A 25,598-nucleotide genomic window follows, 5' to 3' on the forward strand; every position below is an offset into this window, starting at 1 on the left:
TAAGTGTTATAAGTTAACACTTTCTGCGTCGTGGGCGAAAGCCCGCGTAAGACTACATAACGCCTCTAAGTTGGGCATCTCGCCTAATTCATGCCGAACCTGAGGCGGATTCATGTGGGGCGAACAGCCGCGACAGCACCAGGCGATCCAGCACCCACACGACGATCAACGACGCGCCCACCAACGGGAAAACAATCGCCAGCCCGAGCATGATGACCATCGCGGTTTTCCACTTCGGCAGGTCATGGCGTAACGGCGGAACCCCCAGGCCGCCCGCGGGCCTGCGCTTCCACCAGATCACCACGCCGCTCACGGCGCTGAGCAGGATCATCAGGCAGATCAGCAGGACCACCACCTGGTTGACCCAGCCGAACATCTTGCCTTCGTGCAGCATCACCCCGGTTTCGGTGGCCCGCGCCACGCCGTTGTAGTGGTCCCAGCGCACATCGGCCAGGACCTTGCCGGTGTACTGGTCCACATGCAGGGTGGCGTCGTTGCGCGGGTCGTTGGCGAATACCGCGACGGTGAACACACCCTCGGCGGTGGTAGGAAAAGTAATGCTGTAGCCGGGCTCGACCTGGCGTGCATTGGCCAGATCAACCACCTGTTGCAGGCGCAGGGTCGGCGCGGCAGGGCCTGAGTGCAGGCCGGCGTGATTCATGTGTTCGGCATGGTCGCCGGACATCGGCATCGGCGTGTTTTCCATGGCCCAGGGCACGGTCTGCTGGCTGGCGGTGTTGAGCACCCGCGCCTGCTGGTCGGACTGCGGCACGTTGTTCCACATGGCTGCCGGGAACGTGTTCCACAGGTTGGCGTATTGCTTGCCCCAGAAGCCGGTCCAGGTCATGCCGCTGAGCAGCATCACCAGCAAAAACGCCGCGCCCCAGAAGCCCGCGACTGCATGCAGGTCACGCCAGAACACGCGGCCACGGCTATTGAAACGCGGCCACAGCACCCCGGCCGATGACTTGCCACGTGGCCACCACAGGTACAGGCCCGACACCACCAGCATCACGCCCCAGCCGGCAGCGAGTTCCACCAGGCGATCACCGACGGTGCCGATCATCAACTCGCCATGCAGCGCGCGGGCGATGGCTTGCAGGTTGTTTTTTGCATCTTGTTCGCCGAGCACGGTGCCGCGATAGGGATCGACGAACACCGTCACTTCACGCCCACCGTCGTGCATCACGAATTGTGCGCTGCTGGTGGCGTCGGCCGGGGGCAGGTACTTGCTGATCTTGCCCTGGGGGAAAGCGGTCTGGGCGCGTTGCAGTTGCTCGTCTGCGCTCAACGCGTGCTCGGCGCTCTGGACCTTGAGCAGGTCGCCGTACATCAGCGGGTCGAGCTGGGGTTTGAACAGGTAAATGATGCCGGTCAGCGCCAGCAACACCATGAATGGGGCGACAAACAGGCCGGCGTAGAAATGCCAGCGCCATGCCAGGTTGTAGAAGGATATCTTTTGAGTGGTCATCAGGTGCTCCGCACAGGCTCGTTATTTATTGGGTGTAAACGCAGGACCTGCAGGCGCCGGCAAACCGGCTCCTGCAGGGTGTGCGTCAGAAGCTCATGTCCACCTTGGTCCAGAGCGTGCGCCCCGGTTCCTTGATGGCTTGCGGGTCGTTGGCGGGGTAGCCGAAGCCGGCGTTGCCCGCCAGGTTCAGATGCTCGGCGTAGGCCTTGCCAAACAGGTTGTCGACGCCGGTACTGACCTTGAAGTTTTTATTGATGCGGTACGCGGCGTTCAGCGAGAACACGCCGAAACCTGCGCTCTTGTCGAAGTCCTTGCCGACCACATTGCCCTTGTTCCGGTCGATGCGGTTCTGCGCCGCAACCACGCGCCACAGGGCACCGGCGCTCCAGTCATCCTCGCTGTAAGTGAGGCCCAGGCGCGCATCCAGGGGCGGCATTTGCGGCAGGGCCTTGCCGTCGCTGCTGTTCTTGCCCCAGGCGTAGGCCAGGGTCGCGTCGGCCTTCCACTGGCGAGTCAGCTTGTAGGCCGCGCCGAGTTCACCGCCCATGATCCGCGCGTCCACATTGCGTGCCTGGGAGGTGGTGCCCATCATTCCTGGCTGGTAGTCGAACAAGATGAAATCGCGGACCTGGCCGATGTATCCCGAGGCCCAGGCTTCGAGGTCGGCGGTTTTGTATTGGGCGCCGACATCGAGCTGGGTGGTCTTCTCCGGCTTTATGCTGTCGAAGGCGTTGACTGAACCGGCCGGGCCGTTGTCCGGGGAAAACAGTTCCCAGTAATCGGCAAAGCGCTCGGCATGGCCCAGGCCTGCGTAGACGGTAGTCGGGCTGTCTGCCAGGTCGTGTTCAAAGCGCACGAAACCTGACGGCAAAGTGTCGGCGCGGGATTTGTCGGCGGTCGGGTTGGGGCTGGGCATCATGCCCGCATCGAGGGTTTGCCGGAAATCCTTGGCTGAGGCGCGGTCCAGGCGCGCCCCGGTGATCAGGCGGTCGCGATCGGCGGCGTACCAGGTCAGTTCGCCGAATGCGCCGTAGTTGTGGAAGTTGGCGTCCTTGACCTTGGGCAAATCCTTGTAGGTATCGATACCCATGCTGCTGCGCTGGCGATGCTCGTTGGTCTGCGCATCCAGGCCGCCGATCAGTTGCACATCGGCCCAGCGCCAGGTGGCCTTGACCCGCGCACCGAGGGTGCGGCGGTCGACGTTGGCGGCCATGGGCCCGGCCATCATCCCGGTGCCGGAGGGCACGCGCAGGCTGTAGTTATCCATCACATGGTCGGCATAGTTGTAGTAGACCTGGGCCTCGACCTTATCCAACACGGCGCCGATGTTGGACTTCTCGAAGCGCAGCCCCAGGCTTTCGCGCAGGAATTGCGAACCGTCCATGCCGCGTCCGGCGTAGCGCGCTTCGCCATCGCCGCGACCGGCGGTGAGTTCCAGCAGGGTGTCGGCGTCCGGGGTGAAGCCGACCGCTACGTCGCCATTCCACTTGTCGTAGCGCGAGGCGACGGTGTCGTGATTGCCGTCCTTGTAGTCGTCGGCATGCGCCTGGTTGCCGATCACCCGCACATAGCCGAGGGGCCCGCCGGCCGCCGCATCAATGACCTTGTCGAAGCGCCCGTTGGAGCCGGCCAGCACACTCGCGTTGAGGCGTGTACCGAGTGCGCCGAACTGCTCCGGCTCGCGCTCGAACAACACGGTGCCGGCCGATGCGCCGGGGCCCCACAGCACGGTTTGCGGGCCCTTGATCACGGTGAGCTTGTCGTAGGTTTCCGGCGAAATGTAGGAGGTCGGCGCATCCATCCGACCCGGGCAGGCGCCGAGCATCATGCTGCCGTTGGTGAGGATATTCAGGCGCGAGCCGAACATGCCGCGCAGCACCGGGTCGCCATTGGTGCCGCCGTTGCGCACCAGGGCGAAGCCGGGGATGGTCTTGAGGTAGTCGCCGCCGTCGCTGGCGGGCACTGGCTGGCGCGGGTCCTTGGGGTTGGTGACCACGGTCAGCGGCGAGCTGGGGGCAATCGCGGTGATCACGGTGGGGCTCAGTTCATGCTCGTCGGCCTGGGCCTGTGGCGCCAGGAGTGCGCCGCATAAAACGGCGAGCACAGGGGTACATCCCATACGGGTGTCAGCAGAAAACCTGGACATGAAAAATTCCATCAATCAATCGTAAACAACACGGCCAGCAGCCTGCGGCTGTCTGTCTAAAGTCGGCCGGGGTGAAGTAACGGTGCTCGGTGCCTACGAGACGATGGGCGGCGCGCGGCTGCGGGCGCCGGGGAAGATGCTCTGCCGGGCATGACCCAGGCGTGGGGCGGGGGTGAGGGCGTTGGCCGGCGGTGGGTTACCGAGGCTGAGGTAGGACACGCTGCCCGGCAGCGCGGGGCAACTGAAAAGCAGGCTGCAATAGCCGCATTTTTCCCAGAGGACGTGGTGTTCGTCGGCGGTTTTTTCGGTTGCGGCTCGCCATGGCAGCTCGGCATGTCCATGGACATTTCCATGGACATGCCGACGTGATGGTCCATCGGCATCGCCTGGGAAATCAGCGGACCGATAAAGATCATCAGCATGGCGAACAGGCTGATCCAACTGCCGCGCATCACGCGGTGGCGGGGGGACAACCTGGCGCGAGGGGCGCCCATCGAGTGTCTGCCTACTGGGCGTGCTTATGCTCGTTGGGGGCCGTCGGCGGCACTTTTTGCACCGACACTTCGACTTCGACCTTGCCGGCTTTTTCGAAGGTCAGGGTCAGCGGGAACTGTTTGCCATCGGCCAGCAGGCTGCGGTCCTTGAGGCCCAGCAGCATCACGTGATACGCCATCGGAGCGAAGGTCAGGTCGCCCTTGGCCGGCACCGCGACGCTGGGCACTTGCTGCATCTTCATCAAATCGCCCTGCATCACGTGCTCGTGCAACTCGGCTTTTTCCGCCACGGGCGTGTCGACGCTGAGCAGGCGGTCCGGTGTCTCGCCGGTGTTATGAATCACGAAATACGCCGCGACGGTCGGCGCATTCGGCGGCAACTCCTGGGACCAGGGATCGCTGACCAACAGGTCGCCGGCCTTGTAGTCATCGGCATTGGCAGCAACGCACACCGGCAGCAACAATGCAGCCAGAAGCAGGGAAGATTTGAGCATGGCAGTTCTCCAGAACGGTTCTAAACGCAGTTCACTTGCGAAGAAAATCAGACCGTCGGAGAGGCGCGGGGGTTGAGGCTTGGCCATTGCTGGCGCGGGGTAGGGTTACGCAATACCGGCGGCGGCAGGCTCTGCACCGCCTCGAACCGCGTGACATACAACTGCGGCACATGCCCCGGCAACGCCACCCACGGCGCCGAGCCCGAGCAACACCAGCAATGCTGCATGGTGGAGTGATCGTCCTGCTGCGGCGCCGGAATCTCCAGCTTGCCCAGGGCAATCGTCTTCAGGCTGGCGCCGTTGGACGAACAGAAACTGCCCCACAGCAACTGCTGCACCGGGTCCTGGGATTGTTGCATGGCACTGGCCATCGGCATGGCAAAGGCATTGAACAGCACTGCAAGGCAGGCGATCCAGGCAATTGCAACGCGTTGACGGGCCATGGCGGACAATCCGTAGGGTTAAACGATCAGGGGGGTATTTAGCCTGATCGGGGGGGATAAGTAAAAAGGGGCGGTGTGGTTTGGTGTCGCAGTGACTAGCTTGAGGATAGACCGGAACCACGGATTGCCAATTTTTCAGACCAGGCGCGAAATCCTGCATGGCGCTGAACCCTGTGGGAGCTGGCTTGCCTGCGATGCAGGCGACTCGGTCCTGCAGCTGGAGCGAGGTGATGCTATCGCAGGCAAGCCAGCTCCCACAGGTTGGAATGTGTTTGGCTATTGCTTTGTGTTGAGCCTACGGGTTGCGCGAGCAACGCGGTCTCGCGCCAGTTTGATTAATGAGCCATCGCCTGGGTCTTCTTCGATGCAGGCTTCGAGGAAAGCATCCATATCTTCTCGTGTGTGAAGATGGTCGGCGACGTCGAAGTCGGTGAACGTTGTCTTTCTGTCAGCTAGGTATTGGGCTCTTTCCTGCCATTGGATTAATCGTATTGCGATGTCGGGTTCATCCAACTTTAGGTCATCGGCGTCAAGGCTTAGCGCGTGCGCGATCTCGGGATTCGCGATTATGTCTTCGATAATCCCGCTTTCAGCAGGTGGAGCCAGGTGCTGCGCACGCCGTTTGTTATTCATGTGCTGAACCTCATGTTTACAACGGTGGACAAGCTGTTGAGGATGATCGCCAAAAAATTCCGCTTTCAGGTAGTCAGTGGGTTCCGATGCGTATGTAGGTAAATTCTCCTAAGCCCGTTACGCAGTCTGAATATGAGGCCGTTCCACAGAAACGTCCGACAGCTTTTTGAGGTTGTCCCTAGGACACTCAATCTCTAGTCTCCGTACACCGCTGAAAACTCAGCGGACGGGCGTCGCGGCCCGGATTCCTATTGGACACTGAGCGTCATCGTCTGCTTTCAGTTGGCGCTTTTTTATCGTCTACTGTGCGGCGCTATGGCGGCTGTACGCGGGATACCTTCGGGTATGCCGGGTTTCCTGAGGACCGGTCCGCGAACCTGCGTACAGCTGCCACCCCCTATCGCGTCGCGGCGATCAGTGGCAGCTCCATTTCCTTAGGAGTTCCACAATGATCAAACCCACCCCCAATCCTCCCATCCGGCTATTCACCGTGGCCGATGGAATCAGCACTGAAGACCTTTTGGTCAACCTCAGCGAAACACTCGCTTCAGCCAATGCACTGAGTTGCGACATTGCCTTCAACCTGGAAGGCGCACCGCGCGAGGAATTGCTTGGCGTTGCGCAGTTGATCGAGCTGGCGCAATTGCTCGCTGACCGTGTGCACGATGGTGTCGGACAGGCGACAGCCACGATCAACTGAAGGCCCGCTGCAATCTGTAGGAGCCGGCTTGCCGGCGATGAGGCCATCGAGGCCGGCGGCGGGTTTTCGGGCGTCATCGCTGGCAAGCCAGCGCCTACAGTGAATGCAGCGTCTGAAAGGTGAGGCACGCAATCAGAAATTTCCGACAGCTCATTAGGGGGGTAGGAAGCTAAACCTCTTATATCCGTACACCGCTGCAAACTCAGCAGTCGGGAGTTGCGGTACCCGTACACAAGCGTGATCGTGTGGCCGGTCTTAGACTTCCCAGCTGGCTTCGCGTATGTGATTGAAGTTGACGACATCTACGCAGTGCTGATGAGCAAATCCCGCGACTCTAAGATCGTCAGTCAAAACCAGATAATTATCTTTTGCTGCGGCGACAATACCGACATCGGTAAGGCCATAGGGTGACAACTCATAATCGCGACTTATAGCCAAGGCTGGAATGTGCGTCTCGATTATTGTGGAAAGTGAGTGCGTTAGCGTTTCATAGAAGTCGTGCAGCTTGCTCCCATAAAGTCCATTTGTCAGGTTGCTGACTTCAGCGAGAATGTGGGGTGTTGAAACGAGCTTTTCAAATTGATCGATTACTTTAAGCAGAAGTTGATAGTCTTCATTGCTGTAGCCGCGTGTTCTCTTGAATTCCCCGATGCTGGGCGTTCCTCCTATCAGTGCCAGAAGTAACAAATTAGTGTCAACGATGATTCCTTTTCTTCGATACTTCTTGATGTAAGTATCTATCATATCTCGCGGATCTTCATGGAGCGGAACTCGCCAGTCTCCGCGTCAATGATGAAGGTCTTGTATTTTCGTTCAAATATTTCTCCGGAAAGAGCTGCGCCCATTCTCTGGAGTTTATTAGGGTTTGGGACGTTAAAGCCCAGCGTGATTGCCCAGGCTTTTTTGTTTGGATCCAGCTCTACTTCCTCAAGCATTAAATCGTTCAGCGCCATTTCCTGCCCGAGAAAATCGTTGGCTGCTGCTTTTGCAACTTTAACAGCCTCTTTAACTTCTATCATGTCAGCTCCTGAATATCGGTGGGCCGGGCTTGAACTGCTTCTGGAGTTTAGCACTTCGTGTTGTAGGTTCATCGCCGTCTCTTGAAGGTAAAAATAGATCGGATAGAGGTTGGCGGATGATCCTGATCTATCACATGAACGCTGCCAATGAATCGATTGTTTCTGCGGGCGACAAAAACTCCCGGTCCACCGCAACCAACACCGGCCGTTTCAACACCAAGACCGGCACGCCACGCTCGCGCGCCACTTCCAGTTTCGGCTCGGTGGCGGTGCTACCGCTGTTCTTGCTGATCAACACATCAATCCCGCGCCGTGCAAACAACGCGCGTTCGTCTTCGAGCAGAAACGGCCCACGTGCGCCGATCACTTCGCAACGTTCATTCCCCGGGTACACGTCGAGCGCGCGTAGCGTCCAGAATTGGTCGGCAGGGATTTCATCGAGGTGCAGCAGCGGCTCGCGACCCAGCGTGAACAGCGGCCGCTTGAAGGGTTTCAAAGCGTCGATCAGCTCGGCCCAGTCAGCGACCTCGCGCCAGTCATCTCCCGGCTGCGGCTGCCACGCCGGGCGTCGCAGTGCCCAGCAGGGGATGCCGGTGATCTGCGCGGCCTCGGCGGCATTGCGGCTGATCTGCGCCGCATACGGGTGGGTTGCATCGAGGATCAGGCTGATGCCTTCATCCCGGACAAACTGGGCCAAGCCCCCAGCGCCGCCGTAACCGCCAACACGCACGTGGCAGGTCAGGTCAGTGGGCACGCGCCCAACCCCGGCCAAACTGTAGACATGCTCCGGCCCCAAAGTCCGTGCGATAGCCAGCGCTTCGGTCACGCCGCCCAACAGCAAGATGCGTTTCATCGCGGCTTGACCACTTCCAGCAAGGTAATCGGCAGCGCCTGGCGCCACGTATCAAACGCCCCCAACGGCTGCGCCTGGGCCACGTGGATGCGGGTCAGTTCGCCGCCGTGCTCCGCGCGCCAGTTCATCAGGGTCATTTCGCTCTGCAGGGTCACGGCGTTGGCCACCAGCCGACCGCCAGGACGCAGGTGTTGCCAGCAGATGTCGAGCACGCCGTCGCGGGTGACGCCGCCGCCGATAAAGATCGCGTCCGGTGCTTCGAGGCCGTTGAGCGCTTGCGGCGCGGTGCCGCGGATCAGTTGCAGGCCGGGCACACCGAGGGCGTCGCGGTTGTGTTCGATCAGGTCCTGGCGGCCTGCGTCGGCTTCAATCGCCAGCGCACGGCAGCTCGGGTGCGCGCGCATCCATTCGATGCCGATGGAGCCGCTGCCCGCGCCCACATCCCAGAGCAGCTCACCGGGCATCGGCGCGAGGCGGGCGAGGGTCATGGCGCGCACATCGCGCTTGGTCAGTTGGCCATCGTGTTGGAAGGCTGAGTCGGGCAGGCCCGCCAGGCGTGACAGGCGTGGTGTTTCGCTGGAAGCCAGGCAATCGATGGCGACCAGGTTCAAATCGGCGACGCGAGCGTGTTGCCAATCCCCAGCCAGCCCGTCAATGCGCCTTTCATCCACGCCGCCCAGATGTTCAAACACACTCAACCGGCTGGGCCCGAACCCGGATTCAGCCAGCGACGCGGCAATCAATGCAGGACTGCTGCCGTCATTGCTCAATACCAGCAACCGCACGCCGGTCGCCAGATGTGCATTCAGCGCCGCCAAGGGCCGGGCCACCACGGACAGCGTCACCACCTCCTGCAACGGCCAGCCCAACCGCGCCGCCGCCAGGGACACCGATGAAGGCGCCGGCAAAACCAGCAACTCGGCAGCCGCCACCTGCCGCGCCAAACTGGCGCCCACGCCGTAGAACATCGGGTCGCCGCTGGCCAGCACGCACACCGGTTCGCCACGTCGCGCCAGCACCGGCTCCAGGGAGAACGGGCTCGGCCACAACTGTCGCTCGCCGCGAATACACACCGGCAACAGGTCCAGCTGGCGTTGGCCGCCTATAATCCGGGTGGCGCGCAACAGGGCATGCCGGGCATTCCTGCCCAGCCCCTTGAAGCCGTCTTCACCGATGCCTACAACCGTCAGCCAGGGCGACATATGAATTCCTTGAACGACATCCGACGGGCAGGCTTTTCATGCCGCCGGACAAAGCAGGCATAATACCGCGCCTTGACCCGTTAACCGGTAGCCCCGTGAACCCAACGCCCGCTCTGAATACCTTGCGCCCCTCGGCTTGTCCGGGGTTGCTGCGTATCGTCCAGGCGCTGGACGGCGGCATTTGCCGGATCAAACTGGCCGGCGGTTCGATCACGGCGGCCCAGGCCAACGCTGTGGCAGACGCGGCCCACGCCTATGCCGGCGGGGTGATCGAGGCCACCAACCGCGCCAACCTGCAGATTCGTGGGATCGGCGCCGAGCAGGAAGCCTTGATCGCCCTGCTGCTCGCCGCGGGCCTGGGGCCCAGCAATGCCGCCGGCGACGATGTGCGCAACCTGATGCTCAGCCCCAGCGCGGGTATCGACCCGCAGATGCTGTTCGACACGCGCCCATTGGCAGACCAGATCCTGGCCACCCTGCAAAGCCATCCGCGTTTTCATGAGTTGTCGGCCAAGTTCGCCGTGCAGCTGGATGGCGGGGAGGCCCTGGCGATGCTCGAGCATCATCATGACCTGTGGCTGTCGGCGTTCGTACGCAAGGGCGAGACGCTCCTGGCGTTCGGCCTGGCAGGCTGTCCGGGGCTGGATGCGCCGCTGGCGGCCGTGCCTCTGGCGCAAGGCCATGCACTGGTGGTGGCCGTGCTGGATGCGTTTCTGGACCTCGCCACGCCAGAACAGACGCGCATGCGCCATCTGCCTGTGGATAACTTAATGAGCCGTCTGGAGCTGCCGCTGCTGCCAGTCGACGGCTTCAGGCGCCCGCCCAGTGGTGCCTTGCTGCATCTCGGCACTTATCCACAGACGCAGAAAAACCAGTTCTACGTCGCTGCCATCGCCCCCTTGGGGCGCCTGAATGCGGCGATGCTCAAGGGCGCCGCACAACTCGCCAGTGAGTACGGCGACGCCACCCTGCGTTTCACTCCTTGGCAGGGCGTGCTGTTGCCCAACATCGAAAAGCCCCACGCGGTGACCCAGCGCCTGGCGCAGCTGGGTTTCCTCTGCTCGGTCGACCAACCGCTGGCGCACATGACTGCCTGCACCGGCTCCAGCGGCTGCGGCAAGGCCTTGGCCGACACCAAGGCCGACGCGGTGCAACTCGCCGCCTTGCAACCCGGCCATGACGTGCACCTGTCCGGTTGCCCACGGTCCTGCGCCGCCGCGCACACGGCGCCGGTCACCTTGCTGGCGGTGAGCCCCGGCCACTACGACCTGTATTTTCGCGATGCAGCCCACGCCGGTTTCGGCCGGCTGCACGCGCGCACTCTTTCTATTGAAGCGGCGGGCGCCCTGCTGCGCGCTCGCCCACGGAGCAACACCGATGATTGATTACATCCGCGACGGTCAGGAGATCTATCGCAACTCCTTCGCCATTATTCGCGCGGAAGCCAAATTGGACCGTATCCCGGCTGATCTGGAGAAACTCGCGGTGCGCGTGATTCATGCATGCGGCATGGTCGAGGCTATCGATGGCCTGCAGTTCTCTGAAGGCGCGGGCAAGGCCGGCCGCGATGCACTGGCCGCCGGTGCACCGATTCTGTGTGATGCGCGGATGGTCTCCGAAGGCGTGACCCGCGCGCGGCTGCCGGCCAACAATGCCGTGATCTGCACCCTGCGCGACGACAGCGTGCCCGAGTTGGCGCGCGAGCTGGGCAACACGCGCTCTGCGGCTGCGCTGGAACTGTGGCGTCCACACCTGGAAGGCAGTGTAGTGGTGATCGGCAACGCGCCGACCGCCTTGTTCTACCTGCTGGAAATGCTCGACGCCGGCGCACCGAAGCCGGCGTTGATCCTTGGTTTCCCGGTTGGTTTTGTCGGCGCTGCCGAGTCCAAGGCGATGCTGGCCGCCGACAGCCGTGGCGTGCCGTTCGTGATCATGCAAGGCCGCCTGGGCGGCAGTGCGATGGCCGCCGCTGCGGTGAACGCCCTGGCCACGGAGGTCGAATAATGCCGGTACGCGGACGTTTGATTGGCCTGGGCGTGGGCCCCGGTGACCCCGAGTTGATCACCCTCAAGGCCCTGCGCCTGCTGCGCGAATCACCGGTGGTGGCGTACTTCGTGGCCAAGGGCAAGAAGGGCAACGCCTTCGGCATTATCGAAGACCACCTGGTCGCGCAGCAGACCCTGATGCCGCTGGTGTACCCGGTGACCACCGAGATACTCCCGGCGCCGCTGTCGTACGAGCAAGTCATCAGCGACTTCTACGACGCTGCCAGCCTCGACGTGGCCGCGCACCTGGATGCCGGCCGCGACGTGGCGGTGATCTGCGAAGGCGACCCGTTCTTCTACGGCTCCTACATGTACCTGCACGACCGCCTGGCCGAGCGGTATGAGGCCCAGGTCATTCCCGGCGTGTGCTCGATGCTCGGCGGTGCCTCGGTACTCGGCGCGCCGCTGGTGTATCGCAACCAGAGCCTGTCGGTGCTCTCGGGCGTGTTGCCCCATGATGACCTCAAGCGCCGCCTGGCAGATGCCGACGCGGCGGTGATCATGAAGCTGGGTCGCAACTTCCCCAAGGTGCGCCAGGTGCTTGAAGAACTCGGCCTGGCCGAGCGCGCGCTGTATGTGGAGCGCGCGACCATGGCCAACCAGAAAATCGTGCCGCTGGATCAGGTAGAGCCGATGTCTTCGCCGTACTTCTCGCTGATCATCGTGCCCGGTGAACGGTGGCAAGGTTGATGAATCCGGCGATTGTCATTTTGGGCCAGGGCAGCCTGGCCACCGCGCGCAGGATCCAGCAGGTTTACCCGGGCGCATTGATCCACGGCCTGGCCGGGCGGGTTGAAGGCGCGGACCAGGCCTACAGCGAATTCGGCGCGACCCTGCGCCAGTTGTACCAGCAAGGCACGCCGCTGATCGCGCTGTGCGCGGCCGGTATCGTGATCCGGACCCTGGCGCCACTGCTGCTGGAAAAAGGTGAAGAGCCCGCCGTGCTGGCGGTAGCCGAAGACGGCAGCGCCGTGGTGCCGCTGCTCGGTGGCCTGGGCGGCGTGAATGTCATGGCCCGTGAAATTGCCAGTGCGTTGGAGGTGTCCGCGGCCATCACCACCAGTGGCGAGCTGCGTTTCGGCACCTGCCTGCTCAACCCGCCTGCGGGTTATGAGTTGGCTGACCTGGACCTCGGCAAGCGCTTTGTGTCCGACCTGCTGGCCGGCGCAAGCGTGCGCATTGAAGGGGCGGCGCCCTGGCTGGATGAGGCCAACCTGCCACAGGATCAGCAGGCGCGCCTGGCGATTCACGTCGGCAGTGCCGAGCGCGTGCCGGCTGCCCATGAATTGCTGATCTATCCGAAGACCGTGTGCGTCACCTGCAAACCGGGTCCGCAACTGGCGGCACGTGTGCGCAGCGCGCTGCACGAAGCGGGTATCGCCGTGCAATCGCTGGCCTGCCTGTTGGCCAGCGAGACACAGATGGCCGACGTGTCGTTGCACGAAGCGGCGGCGCAATTGGCCGTGCCGCTGCGCTTTGCCGTCGTGGAGCAAGACGCGGATATCGCTATCAGCGTCGCCGAACAGCCGCTGGACGTGTCGCAGGTCGGTCGTGTGCGTGGCCGCCTCGCTGTCATCGGCCTCGGTCCTGGCGCCGCCGAGTTGATGGTGCCGGCGGTGAAGGCCGAACTCGCGCGCTGCACCGATGTGCTTGGCTATGAAACCTATGTGCGCATGGCCGGGCCGTTCCGTGACGATCAGGTGCAGCATTGCACCGACAACCGTGAAGAAATGCAGCGCGCCCGCCACGCCTTCGAACTGGCTGCCCTTGGCCGTTCGGTGGTGGTTGTATCGTCCGGCGACCCGGGTGTATTCGCCATGGCGGCGGCGGTGATCGAGGCGTTGCACGAGTCCAGCGACCCCGCGTGGCACCAGGTCGACCTGCAGATCCTGCCCGGCGTTTCGGCCTCGCTGGCGACTGCCGCCCAGGCCGGTGCGCCGTTGGGGCATGACTTCTGCGTGATGTCGCTGTCGGACAACCTCAAGCCCTGGTCGATCATCGAAAAGCGCCTGGACCTCGCGTCCCAGGCCGACCTGGCCCTGGCGTTCTACAACCCGATCTCGCGTTCGCGGCCGTGGCAGTTGGGGCGCGCCCTGGAAATCGTTGCGCTGCACCGCACCCCCGAAACGCCGGTGGTGCTGGGCCGTGACATCGGTCGCCCCGGCCAGACCCTGCGCACCACGACCCTGGGCCAGCTCACGCCGGAGCAGGTGGACATGCGCACCATGGTGCTGATCGGCTCGTCCACTACCTGCACCTTCCCCCGTGCCGGTGGCGGTGATTGGGTGTACACGCCGCGCTGGTACGGCGAAAAACCCATCGGCTGAAAACGCCTCGACGGCCGCCAGAAAGCTCCGAGTGACCCAGGGAATTACCTGCGGTGACTCGGGGCTTTTTCTTTTTTTATCGATGAAAACCCGAAGGCTGGCACGCATGCCCAGTAATTGCTGGGCTGTGTTTTGCGCGGTGCCCTTGCAAGCGATGTTTGTCGTCTGGCAAGCCGCGCAGCCGCTGGATTAGTGTGAACACATGCCCCATGTGGGGGCTTGTGGAGAACTGAAAATGGAGCGACATCACGCAAGGATCAACAGCAGCAAAAGGCGCAAGTTGATTGCCGCCTACAAGTTGCCGGGGGCACCTGGCAAGCCGCCTGCCGTGCCCCTCGACCCGAATAATCCATGCAATGCGGCCGTGGTCAACAACAGTGTGATTTCGTTTGCCGAGGGCCTGTCCGGGATCAACCGGGAGTACATCCGTAAAAGCTATCTGCTGGCCAGCAGCTACGTCAGCGATGTGTTGAAAATGCACCGGGGTACCGAGGCCTGGTACGACGAATTCATCAAGGTCATGATCAGCCTGGGCTGGTTGCCGGTGCGCAGCAGCTTCGAGCGGGTCTCAAGTTCCGGCAAGGGCCTGACCGTGCAATTGGCAGTGCTGAACCTGATCGCCGCCATGCTCGCCTCGACCTCATTGGCCGGGCCACTGCTGGCTTCGCTGCCCAAGTTGGCGGCCGATGCATTGGAGGCCATGAAGCAACACCCCGCTTCGTTCGAGCTGTTCAAGCGCAACACTACGCTGCATCAGGGCGGTGATTTCGGCGTGGCGTCCTGCGCCGAAAACGACGGCGAGGTGATGATGGTGCTGGTGACCTACAGCAGCCGTGGCGTAAGCAAGCAGGTGGGCCTGCCGTTTCTGGAGTGGGACAGTACGTCGTCCGAGGCTTTCAGCGGGCAAACCTGCCTGGTGCTGAATACCTCGGTGGTCAACGAAAAAACCATCCAGTTGATGCGCGAAAGCGCCGGCGACAAGGTGCAGCTGGCAATTGCCCAATACCGGATCTAGGGCACCAGGTAACCGCGTACGCCGGTGAAGATGATTTGCGCGGCCAAGGCGCACACGAACAACCCCATCAACCGACTGACAATCTGCAAGCCCTGGTCACCGAGAATGCGTTCGATCCGGTTGGACAGGTACAGCACCACGCCCACCGTGAGGCTGGCCAGGGCAATGCTGAGGATGGCGGTGATCTTGTCATCCCAGTGTGGCTGGCTGACGCCCATCACCAACAGCGCGCCGATGGTACCGGGGCCGACTGTGAGGGGGATGGTCAGCGGCACGATCGTCACGTCCTGCTGCACGTTGTCGGTCTGCACTGCGGACTTGCCCTGGGCCATGCCCAAGGCGGAAATGAACAGCACACTGCCGGCGCCGATGCGAAACGCATCCACGGTGATGCCGAACATGCTGAAAATCACCCGGCCGAACAAGTACAGCAACACGCTCGATACCAGGGTGGCGAGAGCCACTTTCCAGGCCAGGCGCCGGCGCTCCTTGCTGGAGTAGCCACGGGTCAGGCTGATAAAGCAGGACAGCACGAAGAACGGGCTGTAGAGCACCAGCATCTTCAGGTAAACGCTGAACAACACGTGGAGCATGGTGGGAGCTCGCAACGAAGGAGGGCGAGCGGGAGTTTATCAGGCCTGTGGCTGAGCGCTATCTGTGATGCGACAACACTCCAATGTGGGAGCGGGCTTGCTCGCGAAAGCGGCGTGTCAGCCAATACAGGTTTGACTGATACAGCGCGTTCGCGAGCAAGCCCGCACACATTTTGATCTGCGCCATACAGGGGTCAGGTGGGCGCGTGCTCTGGCCGCTGTTGACGCTGCGCGACCCAGAACTCCACCAGCTCGCGCAATTGCGAGAGTTCCACCGGCTTGGCCATGTGGCCATCCATTCCGGCCTGGCGCGCACGTTCTTTGTGCTCCGAGAGGATATGCGCGGTGAGCGCCACCACCGGTGTGCGAATGCGCTGGTGGCTGACTTCCCACGCGCGCAGTTGCTGGGTCGCGGAGAAACCATCGAGGATCGGCATCTCGCAGTCCATCAATACCAGGTCGTAACGCTGGGCCTTCATCGCCTCCAGTGCTTCCTCGCCGTTGCTGGCGGTGTCCGGGTTGAGGTTGAGCTTGCCGAGCATGCCACGGATCACTTTGGTGGAAATGCTGTTGTCTTCGGCCACCAGGATGCGGAAGTCGCTGGGCACGGTGACGGGCGCTGGCGCGGTGGGCAGCGCGCGCGCCGGGACGTTGCCCTTGCTGCGTTGAGTCAATTCGTCGGCCAGGGTGGTCTTGAGCGTATAGCCCGCCACTGGCTTGGCGAGAATGCGCTTGATCCCGCAGTTGCGCGCGATGATCTTGCTCGGCGCATTGCTGATGCCGGTGAGCATGATCAACAGAATGTCGTGGTTCAGGCTCGGGTCTTCCTTGATCTTCGCCGCCAGTTGCATGCCGGTCATGCCGGGCATGTTCTGGTCGAGCAGCACCACGTCGAAGTAATCACGCAGGTGTGCCTTGGTCCGCAGCAGCGCCAGGGCTTCCTTGCCCGACGGCACGGCGCTGACGTTCAGGCCCCAGGCGGTGCATTGCTGCACCAGCACTTTGCGGCAGGTGTCGTTGTCGTCTACCACCAGCACGCGCGCGCCCTTGAGCGGGCCGTCGAGGTCGGAGGTCGGGTGTTCGAGGCGTTCCGGGTCCAGCGGCAAGGTCAGCCACAGGGTGCTGCCTTGCTGGGCGCCGCTCTTGATGCCGAACTCGCCGTTCATCAACAGGATCAGCTGGCGCGCAATCACCAGGCCCAGGTGGCCGCTCAGGCGCGTGGCCGAGAGGAAGTTCTTGCTGTGCAGTTCGCTGTGCAGCAGGGCGTCGCGCTCGGCGGCTTCCATTGGCAGGCCGCTGTCCTGGACGGCAATGCGCAGGCGCGGCTTGGTGCTGCGGTCATCCAAGGCGACCACGATCAGCACTTCGCCTTCATCGGTTTTCTGCAGGGCGTTTTCCAGCAGGCTCAGCATCGCCTGGCGCAGGCGCGTCGGGTCGCCGCTGATCACGCGCGGTACCTGGGGCTGGATGAAACTGATCAACTCGACGTTTTGCTGCTCGGCCTTGGCGCGGAAGATACTCAGGCAATCTTCGATCAGCGCGTTGAGGTCGAATTGCACATCATCCAGTTCGATCTGTCCGGATTCGAGCTTGGAGATATCGAGGATCTCGTTGATCAACGTGAGCAGTTCATTGCCGGCGCTGTGGATGGTTTGCACGTAGTCGCGCTGTTTCACCGACAGCGGCGTGCCCAGCAGCAGCTCGGTCATGCCCAGCACGCCGTTCATGGGGGTGCGGATTTCGTGGCTGATTTTCGCCAGGAACTCGGCCTTGGCCGCGATCTCTGCGTTGCTGGCGGCCAGGTCACGGCTGAGGCTGAAACGCGCCTCGACAATCGCACGCTGGCGTTCGCCCAGGGCCAGGCTCATCAACAGGCCGCTGACGCAGATAAATGCTAGCAGTGTGACGATCAGGCCTTGCGGCGAGACCATGGTCAGGCCCAGCAAGGCCGGGAGGATGATCAGCGTACCGATGTTGAACACCACCATCGCCGCCACGAACAAACGTGCGGGGCGGTAGCCTTTCTGCCAGTGGCAGGCCGAGACAAACAGCATGCTCAAGCCGGCCAGGGCCACCAGGGCGTAGGTGATGATGTTCAGCGGCAGGGTGTTGACGAACAACAGCAGCAGGCCGCACAGCACGATAAACAGAATGTCGGCCATCAACAGTTTGTTCAGCGGATGTGGGCCGAGCGGCATGAAGAAACGGTAGGCAAACATCAACCCGCACGGCGCGGTCAGCAGCAGCGCGAGGTAGGCGCCCGGGGTCTGGATCGCATGCCAGTTCGGCAGCCACGGGCCTACCAGGTTGAGCAGCAGCGCCAGGCTGAGCATCAACAGCACTTCGCACGCCGCCAGCCACAGGCTGCTGCGCGAGCGGTGGTAGGCGAAGCGCGTGAGGTTGTGCAGGATCAGCATCAGCAGGCAGCCGAACAGCAGGCCGTAGATCAGCGTCTGGGTCTGGTCGGCGGCGGCGAGCACGGCCGGTTCCAGGGTGATATAGGGGCGCAGTTCGTGTTCGGAGACCAGGCGCAGATAGACATCCAGAGGCTTCTGGCTCTGGGGCATCGGCAGCATGAAGTCACTGCTGGGCAGCGGGCGTTCCGCCTGGGGCTGGCGCGTGCCGGTGCTTTGTTGTTCGACCAGTGTGTCGCCGTCCAGCACGTAGAGGCTCAGGTGCGACAGGTCGGGCGCGAATACCCGCAGCACTTGCTCGTGCTTGCCGGGTTGCAGCTTGAAACGTACCCACAGTGCACCGTCCGGTTCCGCGGCGGTAATGCGGTCCAGTTCAATGGGGCTGAATTGATTGGTGTAGCGTGAAGAGCGGATGTCGCTCAGCTGCAGATCGGCCTGTTCATCAAGCAATACTGCCCAGCCACTGCCTTGCGCGGCGGCCTGGGCCGGGAACAAGCAGAGCAGTGTCAGCAGGCTGACAGTGAAACCTATGGCGATCCTGAGCCAGCGCACGGCGAAATCCCTTCGTAGGTTGATGCACGGGTTAACTATGCGCGGGGTGGCATGAGTACGGCAAGGGCCAGAGGCCCTTACCTAACCGAACGGATAGCGACTTACGAGTGCTCGCCGCGTTCCCGCGCGATGGCGCGATAGCCGATATCAGTGCGATAGAAACAGCCTTTCCAGTCGATTTTTGCGGCCAGCTTGTAAGCCTGTTGCTGCGCGGCGTCGACACTGGCACCCATCGCGGTGGCGCACAACACGCGGCCACCTGCGGTGACAACCTTGCCATCCTTGAGCGCGGTGCCCGCGTGGAACACTTTGCCTTCCAGCGTAGCAGCAGCGTCCAGGCCTTCAATCACATCACCCTTGGCGTAGTCGGCAGGGTAGCCACCGGCTGCCAGCACAATGCCGACGCTCGGGCGTGGATCCCATTGCGCTTCGACCTTGTCCAGGGCCTGGGCCAATGCGGCTTCGACCAGCAGCACCAGGCTCGACTGCAGGCGCAGCATCACCGGTTGGGTTTCCGGATCACCGAAGCGGCAGTTGAACTCGATGACTTTCGGGTTGCCGGCTTTGTCGATCATCAGGCCGGCGTAGAGGAAACCGGTGTACACATTGCCTTCATCGGCCATGCCGCGCACGGTGGGCCAGATCACCAGGTCCATGACGCGCTTGTGCACGTCGGCGGTAACCACCGGGGCAGGGGAGTAGGCACCCATGCCGCCCGTGTTCGGGCCGCTGTCGCCGTTGCCGACGCGTTTGTGGTCCTGGCTGGTGGCCATCGGCAGCACGTTCTTGCCGTCGACCATCACGATGAAGCTGGCTTCTTCGCCGTCGAGGAATTCCTCGATGACCACGCGCGAACCCGCGTCACCAAAGGCGTTGCCGGCGAGCATGTCGCGCACGGCGTCTTCGGCTTCCTGCAGGGTCATGGCGACGATCACGCCTTTGCCAGCGGCCAGGCCGTCGGCCTTGATCACGATCGGCGCACCTTTTTCACGCAAGTAAGCCAGGGCCGGCTCGATCTCGGTGAAGTTCTGGTAGTCGGCGGTCGGGATCTTGTGGCGTGCCAGGAAATCCTTGGTGAACGCCTTGGAACCTTCCAGTTGGGCAGCGCCGGCGGTAGGGCCGAAGCAATCCAGGCCACGGCTGCGGAACACGTCGACGACGCCAGCCACCAACGGTACTTCCGGACCGACGATGGTCAGGGAGACGTTCTTTTCAGCGAAATCCGCCAATTGCTCGAGCGCCAGCACGTCGATAGCGACGTTCTCGCACTTGGCTTCGATGGCGGTGCCGGCGTTGCCGGGGGCGACGAATACTTTCTGGACGCGAGGGTCCTGGGCAACTTTCCAGGCCAGGGCGTGTTCACGGCCACCGCTGCCAATGATGAGGACGTTCAAGTCAGACTCCTTCGAAGGAAGTTACAAGCTGCAAGCTGCACGTTGAGAGCAATCTGTATCGCTCTGAAGGCAGCCTGCAGCTATGAATTTTAGAGGCTACAACCAGCAGCAAAAGCGAGGCAGCTGTGCTTTTACGTGCTGCTTGCAGCTTGAACCTTGCCGCTTCACGGCAGTGGATCAGTGGCGGAAGTGGCGCATGCCAGTGAAGACCATGGCGATGCCGGCTTCGTCTGCCGCCGCGATGACTTCGGCGTCACGCATCGAACCGCCCGGTTGGATCACCGCGGTCACACCGGCTTTCGCGGCGTTGTCCAGGCCATCACGGAACGGGAAGAACGCGTCGGATGCCATCACCGAACCGACCACCTGCAAACCGGCGTGTTCGGCCTTGATCGCGGCGATACGTGCCGAGTTCACGCGGCTCATCTGGCCAGCGCCGACACCGATGGTCTGGCGGTTCTTGGCGTAGACGATGGCGTTGGATTTAACGTACTTGGCCACTTTCCAGGCGAAGATCAGGTCGTTGATCTCTTGCTCGGTCGGTGCGCGCTTGGTCACCACTTTCAGGTCCTGGCTGCCGATCATGCCGATGTCGCGGCTCTGTACCAGCAAGCCGCCGTTGACGCGCTTGTAGTCCCAGGCAGCGGCACGTTCAGCCGACCACTCGCCGCAGGCCAGCAGGCGCACGTTGGCCTTGGCTGCCACGATGGCGCGGGCTTCTTCGCTGACGGAAGGGGCGATGATCACTTCGACGAACTGACGCTCGACGATGGCTTTAGCGGTCTCGGCGTCCAGTTCGCGGTTGAACGCGATGATGCCGCCGAATGCGGATTCGGTGTCGGTGGCGTAGGCCAGTTCGTACGCCTGGCGGATGCCGCCTTCAGCGTCCGGGCTCACGGCCACGCCGCACGGGTTGGCGTGCTTGACGATTACGCAGGCTGGCTTGACGAAGCTCTTCACGCACTCCAGCGCGGCGTCGGTGTCGGCCACGTTGTTGTAGGACAGCTCCTTGCCTTGCAGCTGGGTCGCGGTGGCGATGCCCACTTCGGCCGGCTTGGCCTCCACGTAGAACGCCGCGCTCTGGTGCGGGTTCTCGCCGTAGCGCATTTCCTGGGCCTTGATGAACTGGCTGTTGAAGGTGCGCGGGAACTGGCTGCGGCCTTCGGTGCTGAGGGTTTCAGCCGCCTGGTTCACGGTGCCCATGTAGTTGGCAATCATGCCGTCGTAGGCGGCAGTGTGTTCGAACGCCTTGAGCATCAGGTCGAAGCGCTGGGCGTAGGTCAGGCCGCCGGCTTTCAGGCTCTCGAGCACTTGGGCGTAGTCGCTGGCGTTGACCACGATGGCCACGTCTTTGTGGTTCTTGGCTGCCGAGCGAACCATGGTCGGGCCGCCGATATCGATGTTTTCGATGGCGGTCGGCAGGTCGCAGCCTGGCTTGTTGATGGTGGCTTCGAACGGGTACAGGTTGACGGCTACCAGATCGATCGGCTTGATGCCGTGCTCGCTCATGATGGCGTCGTCGGTACCGCGACGGCCGAGGATACCGCCGTGGATTTTCGGGTGCAGGGTCTTGACCCGACCGTCCATCATTTCTGCGAAACCGGTGTAGTCCGCCACTTCTACTGCGGCCACGCCGTTGTCCTGCAGCAGTTTGAAGGTCCCGCCCGTGGAGAGGATTTCCACGCCAAGGGCTTCCAGCTCCCGGGCAAATTCGAGGATCCCGGTCTTGTCGGAGACACTGATCAAGGCGCGGCGGATCGGCAGGCGGGTAGTCTGGTCGGTCATTTCAATTTCCATCAAAAGCAAAGGAAGTCAGCAAAAAAGGCGACCGTTTTTACGCGGGCGCCTTTCTGGTTTGATTGAATGCTTACAGCAAATCGTATTGTTTGAGCTTTTTGCGCAAGGTGCCACGGTTGAGGCCCAGCAGCTCACTGGCTTTGGTCTGGTTGCCCTTGACGTAGTTCATCACGCTTTCGAGCAAGGGCGCCTCGACTTCGGAGAGCACCAGGTTGTACACGTCCGTGACGGAAGCGCCCTCAAGGTGGGCGAAATAATTGTGCAGCGCCTTCTCGACACTCCCGCGAAGGGTCTGGCCTTCTTCGCTCGGCGTGTTGAGGTGCTGTTTCAAATTGACGTTGTCGCTCACGGGTGTTGTTCCACTCACTAAAGTCTCGGTCATCATCGTCATGCGGCCACCCCCTCTCCGTCCCCTGTCCCCAGGCTCTTGTAACGCTCGCTGAAGAACTCACGAACGTTGGCGCACTGTGCTTCCGTATCATCCAAACGATTGAAGTGGGCGCGAAACTCCCTGGCGCCCGGCAAGGTTGCGAGATACCAGCCGACATGCTTGCGAGCAATGCGTACTCCCATCACGTCTCCATAGAAGGCGTGCAGGGCGGCCAGATGCTCTAGCAGAATACGTTCCACCTCGATCAACTCCGGTGCCGGCAAGACTTCGCCGGTACGCAGAAAATGCTCGATCTCACGAAAAATCCACGGCCGCCCCTGGGCAGCCCGGCCAATCAACAGGCCATCGGCACCGGTAGCGTGCAGCACGCGCCGGGCTTTCTCGGCTGAGTTGATATCGCCATTGGCAAAGACCGGCATCGACACCGCCTGCTTGATCGCGGCAATGGTGTCGTACTCGGCTTCACCGGTGTACAGATCGGCGCGGGTGCGGCCATGCACCGCCAGCGCTGTAATGCCCGCCTGTTCGGCGATCTTCGCCACCGTCAGGCCATTCTTGTTGTCCCGGTCCCAGCCGGTACGGATCTTCAGGGTGACCGGCACATCCACTGCGGCGACAACGGCCTGCAGGATCTCGGCGACCAACTGCTCATCCTTCAACAAGGCGGAACCGGCGGCCTTGTTGCAGACCTTCTTGGCCGGGCAGCCCATGTTGATATCAATGATCTGTGCGCCCAACTCCACGTTGGCCCGGGCCGCATCCGCCAGCATCTGCGCATCACCGCCGGCGATCTGTACCGAGCGGGGCTCGGGATCACCTTCGTGGATCATGCGCATCCGCGATTTGCGGGTGTTCCACAAGCTCATGTCGCTGGTGACCATTTCCGAGACTACTAGACCCGCGCCCAAACGCTTGCACAGCTGACGAAAGGGCTGGTCGGTGACGCCCGCCATAGGAGCGAGGATCAAGCCGTTCTGCAATGTGTATGGGCCGATGCGTACCGCCGACATAGGACTTCCCTGTTGTGGGGCCGGATCATTAGAGTTCGAAAAAGGGTTGGCATGATACCCGCTCTCGATGACTGGATAAAGGCTGAATTGGATAAAATCTGAACAGCAATTTCTTTATCGCCGCCGGTTTGGTTGACCGGCGCCTAGTCAAGAATCTGCCGTCAAGCCTTGGTGCATGAACCGATTCACTCGGGCGAATGAAAGCTCAGGCTGTAATTCACGGCTTTATTGCCCGGATCGAGGATATCCAGGGAGATATGGATCGGCGTCTGTGATGGCATTTCGCTAACGCCGGCCAACTCACCGCTGAGGTATTCGGCGGGTTTGAACCGACGACTGGCGATCAGGCTGCCGTTCAAATCGGCAAAACGCAGCTCCAGCAGCGGGAAGGGCTGGGAGAAGGTCGCGCGGTTATAGATGATTGCATCCACCACCAGCGCCCCGGCGAACTCCGGGTGGCTGCGTACCACCAGGTTGCTGCTCTTGATGTGGGCGATATCGACCCGTGACGGCACTGTGCAGCCCAGGGTAGGGCACAGTTGCTGGAACCATGGGCGGTAGGCGTCCTGGCGGGCCAGGTCGTCGAATTGGTAGGCGATGTATTGGCCGGCGAGGCCGGCGGCGGCGATCAGCACCAGCAACAGCCAGAGCAGGCGGCGGCCCCAACCCGACGCACGTTTTTGCGCGTAGAGGTGCAGTGGGTCGTCTTCGAGGTCCTGCAGGACATCGTCGTGAACGCCGGTGGACGGGCGAGGGCGCTTGCGTCGGAGGTGCGGGCGTTCTTCGGGTTCCGGTTCCTCGACCGCCTCGATAACGGGCGTGACGGGGGGATCGAGTTCGTCATCCTCGAGCGTCGAGCGCAGCGGCGGTTCGTCGTCGATATCGTCGGTGTGGAACGACATCGACGGTTCGGTGCGCTGCCGGGTCGCAGGTGCCTTGGTCGGTTCAGGGGCTTCGACGACCTGGACGCGTTCTTCCGGTGGTTCGCTGAACAGGCTGGCCGCCCACTTTTCTTCCTCGGCCTTGACCGTATCGCGGCTGGCGCTGAGAGCCTCTTCCTTTTGCCGACGGTCGGAACCGCCCTGGCGACGCTCCGCGCCCGAGGGCTGCGTATGCTGAATCTCGCGGCGTTCCAGCTTGGCCAGCTCCACGTCGAGGTCGAGGTTGTCCAGGTCCAGTTCTTCGGCGGTCCACTGTTTCTGGCTGATCGCCCGCGGGGCCTCTGCGGCTGGCTCGACCGGTTCCGGTGCCGGCGCCTGCTGGGCGCGCTGCTCCAGCAGCTGGCGTGCCGCATTGAACACCTGCAGGCACGAGCCGCAGCGCACCACGCCGCGGGCCACGCTCAATTGAGCGTGGTTAACGCGAAAGCGTGCTTGGCAATGCGGGCACTGGGTGACGAAACTGTCGGTCATGCGGCCATCCGATTCAGGCAAGCGCTCATTCTAGCGCCGACGACCGCTGATGCGTACCCAGCCATCACGGTTGGCGATCGGATCCAGCTCGAAATCCTTGGCGTAGGCAGCGGCCACGTCTTCACCCTGCTCGGCAAGGATGCCCGACAGCGCCAGGCGGCCGCCCGGCTTGACCAGGCTCGACAGCTGCGGCGCCAGGGAAACCAGCGGGCCGGCGAGGATGTTCGCCACCAGCACATCGGCCTGCACCTGAGGCAATTGCTCGGGCAGATAGAGTGGGAATTTATCTTCGGGAATGTGGTTGCGCCCGGCGTTGTCGCGCGAGGCTTCCAGGGCCTGCACGTCGATGTCGGTGCCGACAGCTTCCTTGGCGCCCAGCAGCAGGGCGGCAATCGCCAGGATCCCCGAGCCGCAGCCGAAGTCCAGCACGTGGCTGTCGGTCAGGTCCTGGCCGTCCAGCCATTCCAGGCACAGCGCGGTGGTGGGGTGGGTGCCGGTGCCGAAGGCCAGGCCCGGATCAAGCAGCAGGTTGACTGCGTCCGGCTCCGGCGCGGCGTGCCAGCTCGGCACAATCCACAGGCGCTGGCCGAACCGCATCGGCTGGAAGTTATCCATCCAGCTGCGTTCCCAGTCCTGGTCTTCGATGACTTCACTGTGGTGCTCGGGCAGCGGGCCGCCGGTGAGCAGTTCCATATGGGCCAGCACGGCGGCGGCATCGGTGCCGTCTTCGAACAGGGCCAGCAGATGGGTGTGGGACCACAGCGGGGTGGTATTGAGTTCGGGTTCGAAGATCGGCTGGTCTTCGGCGTCCATGAAGGTCACCGAGACAGCGCCCACTTCGAGGAAAGCGTCTTCGTAGGTTTCGGCTTGTTCTGGGCTGATGGCGAGACGGACTTGCAGCCAAGGCATGGCGGGCACCTTTGAATAAAATGAATGTGCGACTACTGGGTCGCGAAAGCGCGCAAGTTTACGCGAGAGCATGACCTGTGGCGAGGGAGCTTGTTGTGGCGAGGGGGCTTGTCCCCCGTTGGGCTGCGTAGCAGCCCCATGAGGTCGCCGGATTTCTCCAAGTCAATCGCAAGATCAGGTTTCGGGGCTGCTGCGCAGCCCAACGGGGACAAGCCCCCTCGCCACAAGAGCCAATTTCACAGGGCTCACAAACAACAAAGCCGCCCGAAGGCGGCTTTGTTGGG

General features: G+C 62.4%; 23 protein-coding genes and 1 pseudogene. 6 read left to right on the top strand and 18 right to left on the bottom strand.

Annotated features, from left to right (window positions below; genetic code table 11):
* Window positions 1-88: 88 nt before the first annotated feature.
* The 6 genes and pseudogenes from JFU04_RS02355 to JFU04_RS02380 form a co-directional block, all read right to left on the bottom strand.
* A complete protein-coding gene (locus tag JFU04_RS02355; RefSeq protein WP_201143443.1) occupies window positions 89-1,471 on the bottom strand; it encodes a PepSY-associated TM helix domain-containing protein in 1,383 nt (460 codons plus the stop codon).
* A gap of 85 nt (window positions 1,472-1,556) precedes the next feature.
* On the bottom strand, window positions 1,557-3,617 hold the full coding sequence (locus JFU04_RS02360) for a TonB-dependent copper receptor (protein WP_065900248.1): 2,061 nt from the start codon (window positions 3,615-3,617) through the stop codon (window positions 1,557-1,559).
* A 93-nt stretch (window positions 3,618-3,710) separates the two neighbouring features.
* Window positions 3,711-4,111: pseudogene (locus tag JFU04_RS02365) on the bottom strand (DUF2946 domain-containing protein).
* An 11-nt stretch (window positions 4,112-4,122) separates the two neighbouring features.
* Window positions 4,123-4,605, bottom strand: coding sequence for a copper chaperone PCu(A)C (locus JFU04_RS02370; protein ID WP_120447524.1), 483 nt, complete (start codon window positions 4,603-4,605; stop codon window positions 4,123-4,125).
* Between the two features lie 47 nt (window positions 4,606-4,652).
* Window positions 4,653-5,048 (bottom strand): DUF2946 domain-containing protein, encoded by a 396-nt coding sequence (locus tag JFU04_RS02375; RefSeq protein ID WP_201143444.1) that lies wholly within the window; start codon window positions 5,046-5,048, stop codon window positions 4,653-4,655.
* A 276-nt stretch (window positions 5,049-5,324) separates the two neighbouring features.
* Window positions 5,325-5,681: a helix-turn-helix domain-containing transcriptional regulator gene (locus JFU04_RS02380; protein WP_201143445.1), complete on the bottom strand. Its 357-nt coding sequence runs from the start codon at window positions 5,679-5,681 to the stop codon at window positions 5,325-5,327.
* A 448-nt stretch (window positions 5,682-6,129) separates the two neighbouring features.
* On the opposite strand from JFU04_RS02380, the gene JFU04_RS02385 reads away from it, so the two are divergent.
* Complete coding sequence (locus JFU04_RS02385; protein WP_065900255.1) at window positions 6,130-6,381, top strand: DUF6124 family protein; 252 nt, start codon at window positions 6,130-6,132, stop codon at window positions 6,379-6,381.
* Window positions 6,382-6,636: 255 nt separating this feature from the next.
* On the opposite strand, the gene JFU04_RS02390 is transcribed toward JFU04_RS02385, so the two are convergent.
* The 4 genes from JFU04_RS02390 to cbiE all read right to left on the bottom strand — a co-directional run bounded on the left by JFU04_RS02390 (window position 6,637) and on the right by cbiE (window position 9,455).
* Complete coding sequence (locus JFU04_RS02390; protein ID WP_120447527.1) at window positions 6,637-7,125, bottom strand: PIN domain-containing protein; 489 nt, start codon at window positions 7,123-7,125, stop codon at window positions 6,637-6,639.
* Window positions 7,122-7,400 (bottom strand): hypothetical protein, encoded by a 279-nt coding sequence (locus tag JFU04_RS02395; protein ID WP_120447528.1) that lies wholly within the window; start codon window positions 7,398-7,400, stop codon window positions 7,122-7,124. Before JFU04_RS02395 ends, JFU04_RS02390 begins: the two co-directional genes overlap by 4 nt.
* 130 nt (window positions 7,401-7,530) lie before the next feature.
* Window positions 7,531-8,253 (bottom strand): cobalt-precorrin-6A reductase, encoded by a 723-nt coding sequence (locus tag JFU04_RS02400; protein ID WP_201143446.1) that lies wholly within the window; start codon window positions 8,251-8,253, stop codon window positions 7,531-7,533.
* Window positions 8,250-9,455: a precorrin-6y C5,15-methyltransferase (decarboxylating) subunit CbiE gene (cbiE, locus tag JFU04_RS02405; RefSeq protein WP_201143447.1), complete on the bottom strand. Its 1,206-nt coding sequence runs from the start codon at window positions 9,453-9,455 to the stop codon at window positions 8,250-8,252. The genes JFU04_RS02400 and cbiE overlap by 4 nt, the downstream gene beginning before the upstream one ends.
* 38 nt (window positions 9,456-9,493) lie before the next feature.
* On the opposite strand from cbiE, the gene cobG reads away from it, so the two are divergent.
* The 5 genes from cobG to JFU04_RS02430 all read left to right on the top strand — a co-directional run bounded on the left by cobG (window position 9,494) and on the right by JFU04_RS02430 (window position 14,842).
* Window positions 9,494-10,840: a precorrin-3B synthase gene (gene cobG / locus JFU04_RS02410; protein ID WP_201143448.1), complete on the top strand. Its 1,347-nt coding sequence runs from the start codon at window positions 9,494-9,496 to the stop codon at window positions 10,838-10,840.
* The gene (locus JFU04_RS02415) at window positions 10,833-11,459 is read left to right on the top strand and encodes a precorrin-8X methylmutase (protein ID WP_016972527.1); all 627 of its coding nucleotides are present in this window, start codon (window positions 10,833-10,835) and stop codon (window positions 11,457-11,459) included. Before cobG ends, JFU04_RS02415 begins: the two co-directional genes overlap by 8 nt.
* Entirely contained in the window at window positions 11,459-12,190 is a 732-nt protein-coding gene (locus JFU04_RS02420) for a precorrin-2 C(20)-methyltransferase (RefSeq protein WP_065900262.1), read from the top strand. Before JFU04_RS02415 ends, JFU04_RS02420 begins: the two co-directional genes overlap by 1 nt.
* Window positions 12,190-13,827 (top strand): precorrin-3B C(17)-methyltransferase, encoded by a 1,638-nt coding sequence (cobJ, locus tag JFU04_RS02425; RefSeq protein WP_201143449.1) that lies wholly within the window; start codon window positions 12,190-12,192, stop codon window positions 13,825-13,827. The genes JFU04_RS02420 and cobJ overlap by 1 nt, the downstream gene beginning before the upstream one ends.
* A 235-nt stretch (window positions 13,828-14,062) precedes the next feature.
* On the top strand, window positions 14,063-14,842 hold the full coding sequence (locus tag JFU04_RS02430) for a hypothetical protein (protein ID WP_065900265.1): 780 nt from the start codon (window positions 14,063-14,065) through the stop codon (window positions 14,840-14,842).
* Here JFU04_RS02430 and JFU04_RS02435 read toward each other — a convergent pair.
* From JFU04_RS02435 to prmA, 8 genes are all read right to left on the bottom strand, one after another.
* A complete protein-coding gene (locus JFU04_RS02435) occupies window positions 14,839-15,435 on the bottom strand; it encodes a MarC family protein (protein ID WP_201143450.1) in 597 nt (198 codons plus the stop codon). The two genes, JFU04_RS02430 and JFU04_RS02435, sit on opposite strands and share 4 nt — an antisense overlap.
* Before the next feature lie 194 nt (window positions 15,436-15,629).
* Window positions 15,630-18,401: a hybrid sensor histidine kinase/response regulator gene (locus JFU04_RS02440; RefSeq protein ID WP_201143451.1), complete on the bottom strand. Its 2,772-nt coding sequence runs from the start codon at window positions 18,399-18,401 to the stop codon at window positions 15,630-15,632.
* A 101-nt stretch (window positions 18,402-18,502) separates the two neighbouring features.
* A complete protein-coding gene (gene purD / locus JFU04_RS02445; RefSeq protein ID WP_201143452.1) occupies window positions 18,503-19,795 on the bottom strand; it encodes a phosphoribosylamine--glycine ligase in 1,293 nt (430 codons plus the stop codon).
* Window positions 19,796-19,972: 177 nt separating this feature from the next.
* The gene (gene purH, locus JFU04_RS02450; protein WP_065900272.1) at window positions 19,973-21,580 is read right to left on the bottom strand and encodes a bifunctional phosphoribosylaminoimidazolecarboxamide formyltransferase/IMP cyclohydrolase; all 1,608 of its coding nucleotides are present in this window, start codon (window positions 21,578-21,580) and stop codon (window positions 19,973-19,975) included.
* An 82-nt stretch (window positions 21,581-21,662) separates the two neighbouring features.
* Window positions 21,663-21,983 carry a DNA-binding transcriptional regulator Fis gene (gene fis, locus JFU04_RS02455; RefSeq protein WP_002555375.1) on the bottom strand — a complete coding sequence of 107 codons (321 nt, stop codon included), beginning with the start codon at window positions 21,981-21,983 and terminating at the stop codon, window positions 21,663-21,665.
* Entirely contained in the window at window positions 21,980-22,993 is a 1,014-nt protein-coding gene (dusB, locus tag JFU04_RS02460) for a tRNA dihydrouridine synthase DusB (RefSeq protein ID WP_201143453.1), read from the bottom strand. Before dusB ends, fis begins: the two co-directional genes overlap by 4 nt.
* 185 nt (window positions 22,994-23,178) lie before the next feature.
* Entirely contained in the window at window positions 23,179-24,405 is a 1,227-nt protein-coding gene (locus JFU04_RS02465) for a DUF3426 domain-containing protein (protein WP_201143454.1), read from the bottom strand.
* A gap of 30 nt (window positions 24,406-24,435) precedes the next feature.
* Window positions 24,436-25,314, bottom strand: a complete 879-nt coding sequence (prmA, locus tag JFU04_RS02470; RefSeq protein WP_106805278.1) for a 50S ribosomal protein L11 methyltransferase — start codon at window positions 25,312-25,314, stop codon at window positions 24,436-24,438.
* Window positions 25,315-25,598: the final 284 nt, after the last annotated feature.

The sequence above is a fragment of the Pseudomonas sp. TH21 genome (genome assembly GCF_016651025.1).
GTDB classification, from domain to species: domain Bacteria; phylum Pseudomonadota; class Gammaproteobacteria; order Pseudomonadales; family Pseudomonadaceae; genus Aquipseudomonas; species Aquipseudomonas aylmerensis.

What these genes read in the sequence shown, in the direction of transcription:
- JFU04_RS02355 (WP_201143443.1), bottom strand. Translation starts at nt 1,471, where the DNA reads ATGACCACTCAAAAGATATCCTTCTACAACCTGGCATGGCGCTGGCAT.
- JFU04_RS02360 (WP_065900248.1), bottom strand. Translation starts at nt 3,617, where the DNA reads ATGTCCAGGTTTTCTGCTGACACCCGTATGGGATGTACCCCTGTGCTC.
- JFU04_RS02370 (WP_120447524.1), bottom strand. Translation starts at nt 4,605, where the DNA reads ATGCTCAAATCTTCCCTGCTTCTGGCTGCATTGTTGCTGCCGGTGTGC.
- JFU04_RS02375 (WP_201143444.1), bottom strand. Translation starts at nt 5,048, where the DNA reads ATGGCCCGTCAACGCGTTGCAATTGCCTGGATCGCCTGCCTTGCAGTG.
- JFU04_RS02380 (WP_201143445.1), bottom strand. Translation starts at nt 5,681, where the DNA reads ATGAATAACAAACGGCGTGCGCAGCACCTGGCTCCACCTGCTGAAAGC.
- JFU04_RS02385 (WP_065900255.1), top strand. Translation starts at nt 6,130, where the DNA reads ATGATCAAACCCACCCCCAATCCTCCCATCCGGCTATTCACCGTGGCC.
- JFU04_RS02390 (WP_120447527.1), bottom strand. Translation starts at nt 7,125, where the DNA reads ATGATAGATACTTACATCAAGAAGTATCGAAGAAAAGGAATCATCGTT.
- JFU04_RS02395 (WP_120447528.1), bottom strand. Translation starts at nt 7,400, where the DNA reads ATGATAGAAGTTAAAGAGGCTGTTAAAGTTGCAAAAGCAGCAGCCAAC.
- JFU04_RS02400 (WP_201143446.1), bottom strand. Translation starts at nt 8,253, where the DNA reads ATGAAACGCATCTTGCTGTTGGGCGGCGTGACCGAAGCGCTGGCTATC.
- cbiE (WP_201143447.1), bottom strand. Translation starts at nt 9,455, where the DNA reads ATGTCGCCCTGGCTGACGGTTGTAGGCATCGGTGAAGACGGCTTCAAG.
- cobG (WP_201143448.1), top strand. Translation starts at nt 9,494, where the DNA reads ATGCCGCCGGACAAAGCAGGCATAATACCGCGCCTTGACCCGTTAACC.
- JFU04_RS02415 (WP_016972527.1), top strand. Translation starts at nt 10,833, where the DNA reads ATGATTGATTACATCCGCGACGGTCAGGAGATCTATCGCAACTCCTTC.
- JFU04_RS02420 (WP_065900262.1), top strand. Translation starts at nt 11,459, where the DNA reads ATGCCGGTACGCGGACGTTTGATTGGCCTGGGCGTGGGCCCCGGTGAC.
- cobJ (WP_201143449.1), top strand. Translation starts at nt 12,190, where the DNA reads ATGAATCCGGCGATTGTCATTTTGGGCCAGGGCAGCCTGGCCACCGCG.
- JFU04_RS02430 (WP_065900265.1), top strand. Translation starts at nt 14,063, where the DNA reads ATGGAGCGACATCACGCAAGGATCAACAGCAGCAAAAGGCGCAAGTTG.
- JFU04_RS02435 (WP_201143450.1), bottom strand. Translation starts at nt 15,435, where the DNA reads ATGCTCCACGTGTTGTTCAGCGTTTACCTGAAGATGCTGGTGCTCTAC.
- purH (WP_065900272.1), bottom strand. Translation starts at nt 21,580, where the DNA reads ATGACCGACCAGACTACCCGCCTGCCGATCCGCCGCGCCTTGATCAGT.
- fis (WP_002555375.1), bottom strand. Translation starts at nt 21,983, where the DNA reads ATGACGATGATGACCGAGACTTTAGTGAGTGGAACAACACCCGTGAGC.
- dusB (WP_201143453.1), bottom strand. Translation starts at nt 22,993, where the DNA reads ATGTCGGCGGTACGCATCGGCCCATACACATTGCAGAACGGCTTGATC.
- JFU04_RS02465 (WP_201143454.1), bottom strand. Translation starts at nt 24,405, where the DNA reads ATGACCGACAGTTTCGTCACCCAGTGCCCGCATTGCCAAGCACGCTTT.
- prmA (WP_106805278.1), bottom strand. Translation starts at nt 25,314, where the DNA reads ATGCCTTGGCTGCAAGTCCGTCTCGCCATCAGCCCAGAACAAGCCGAA.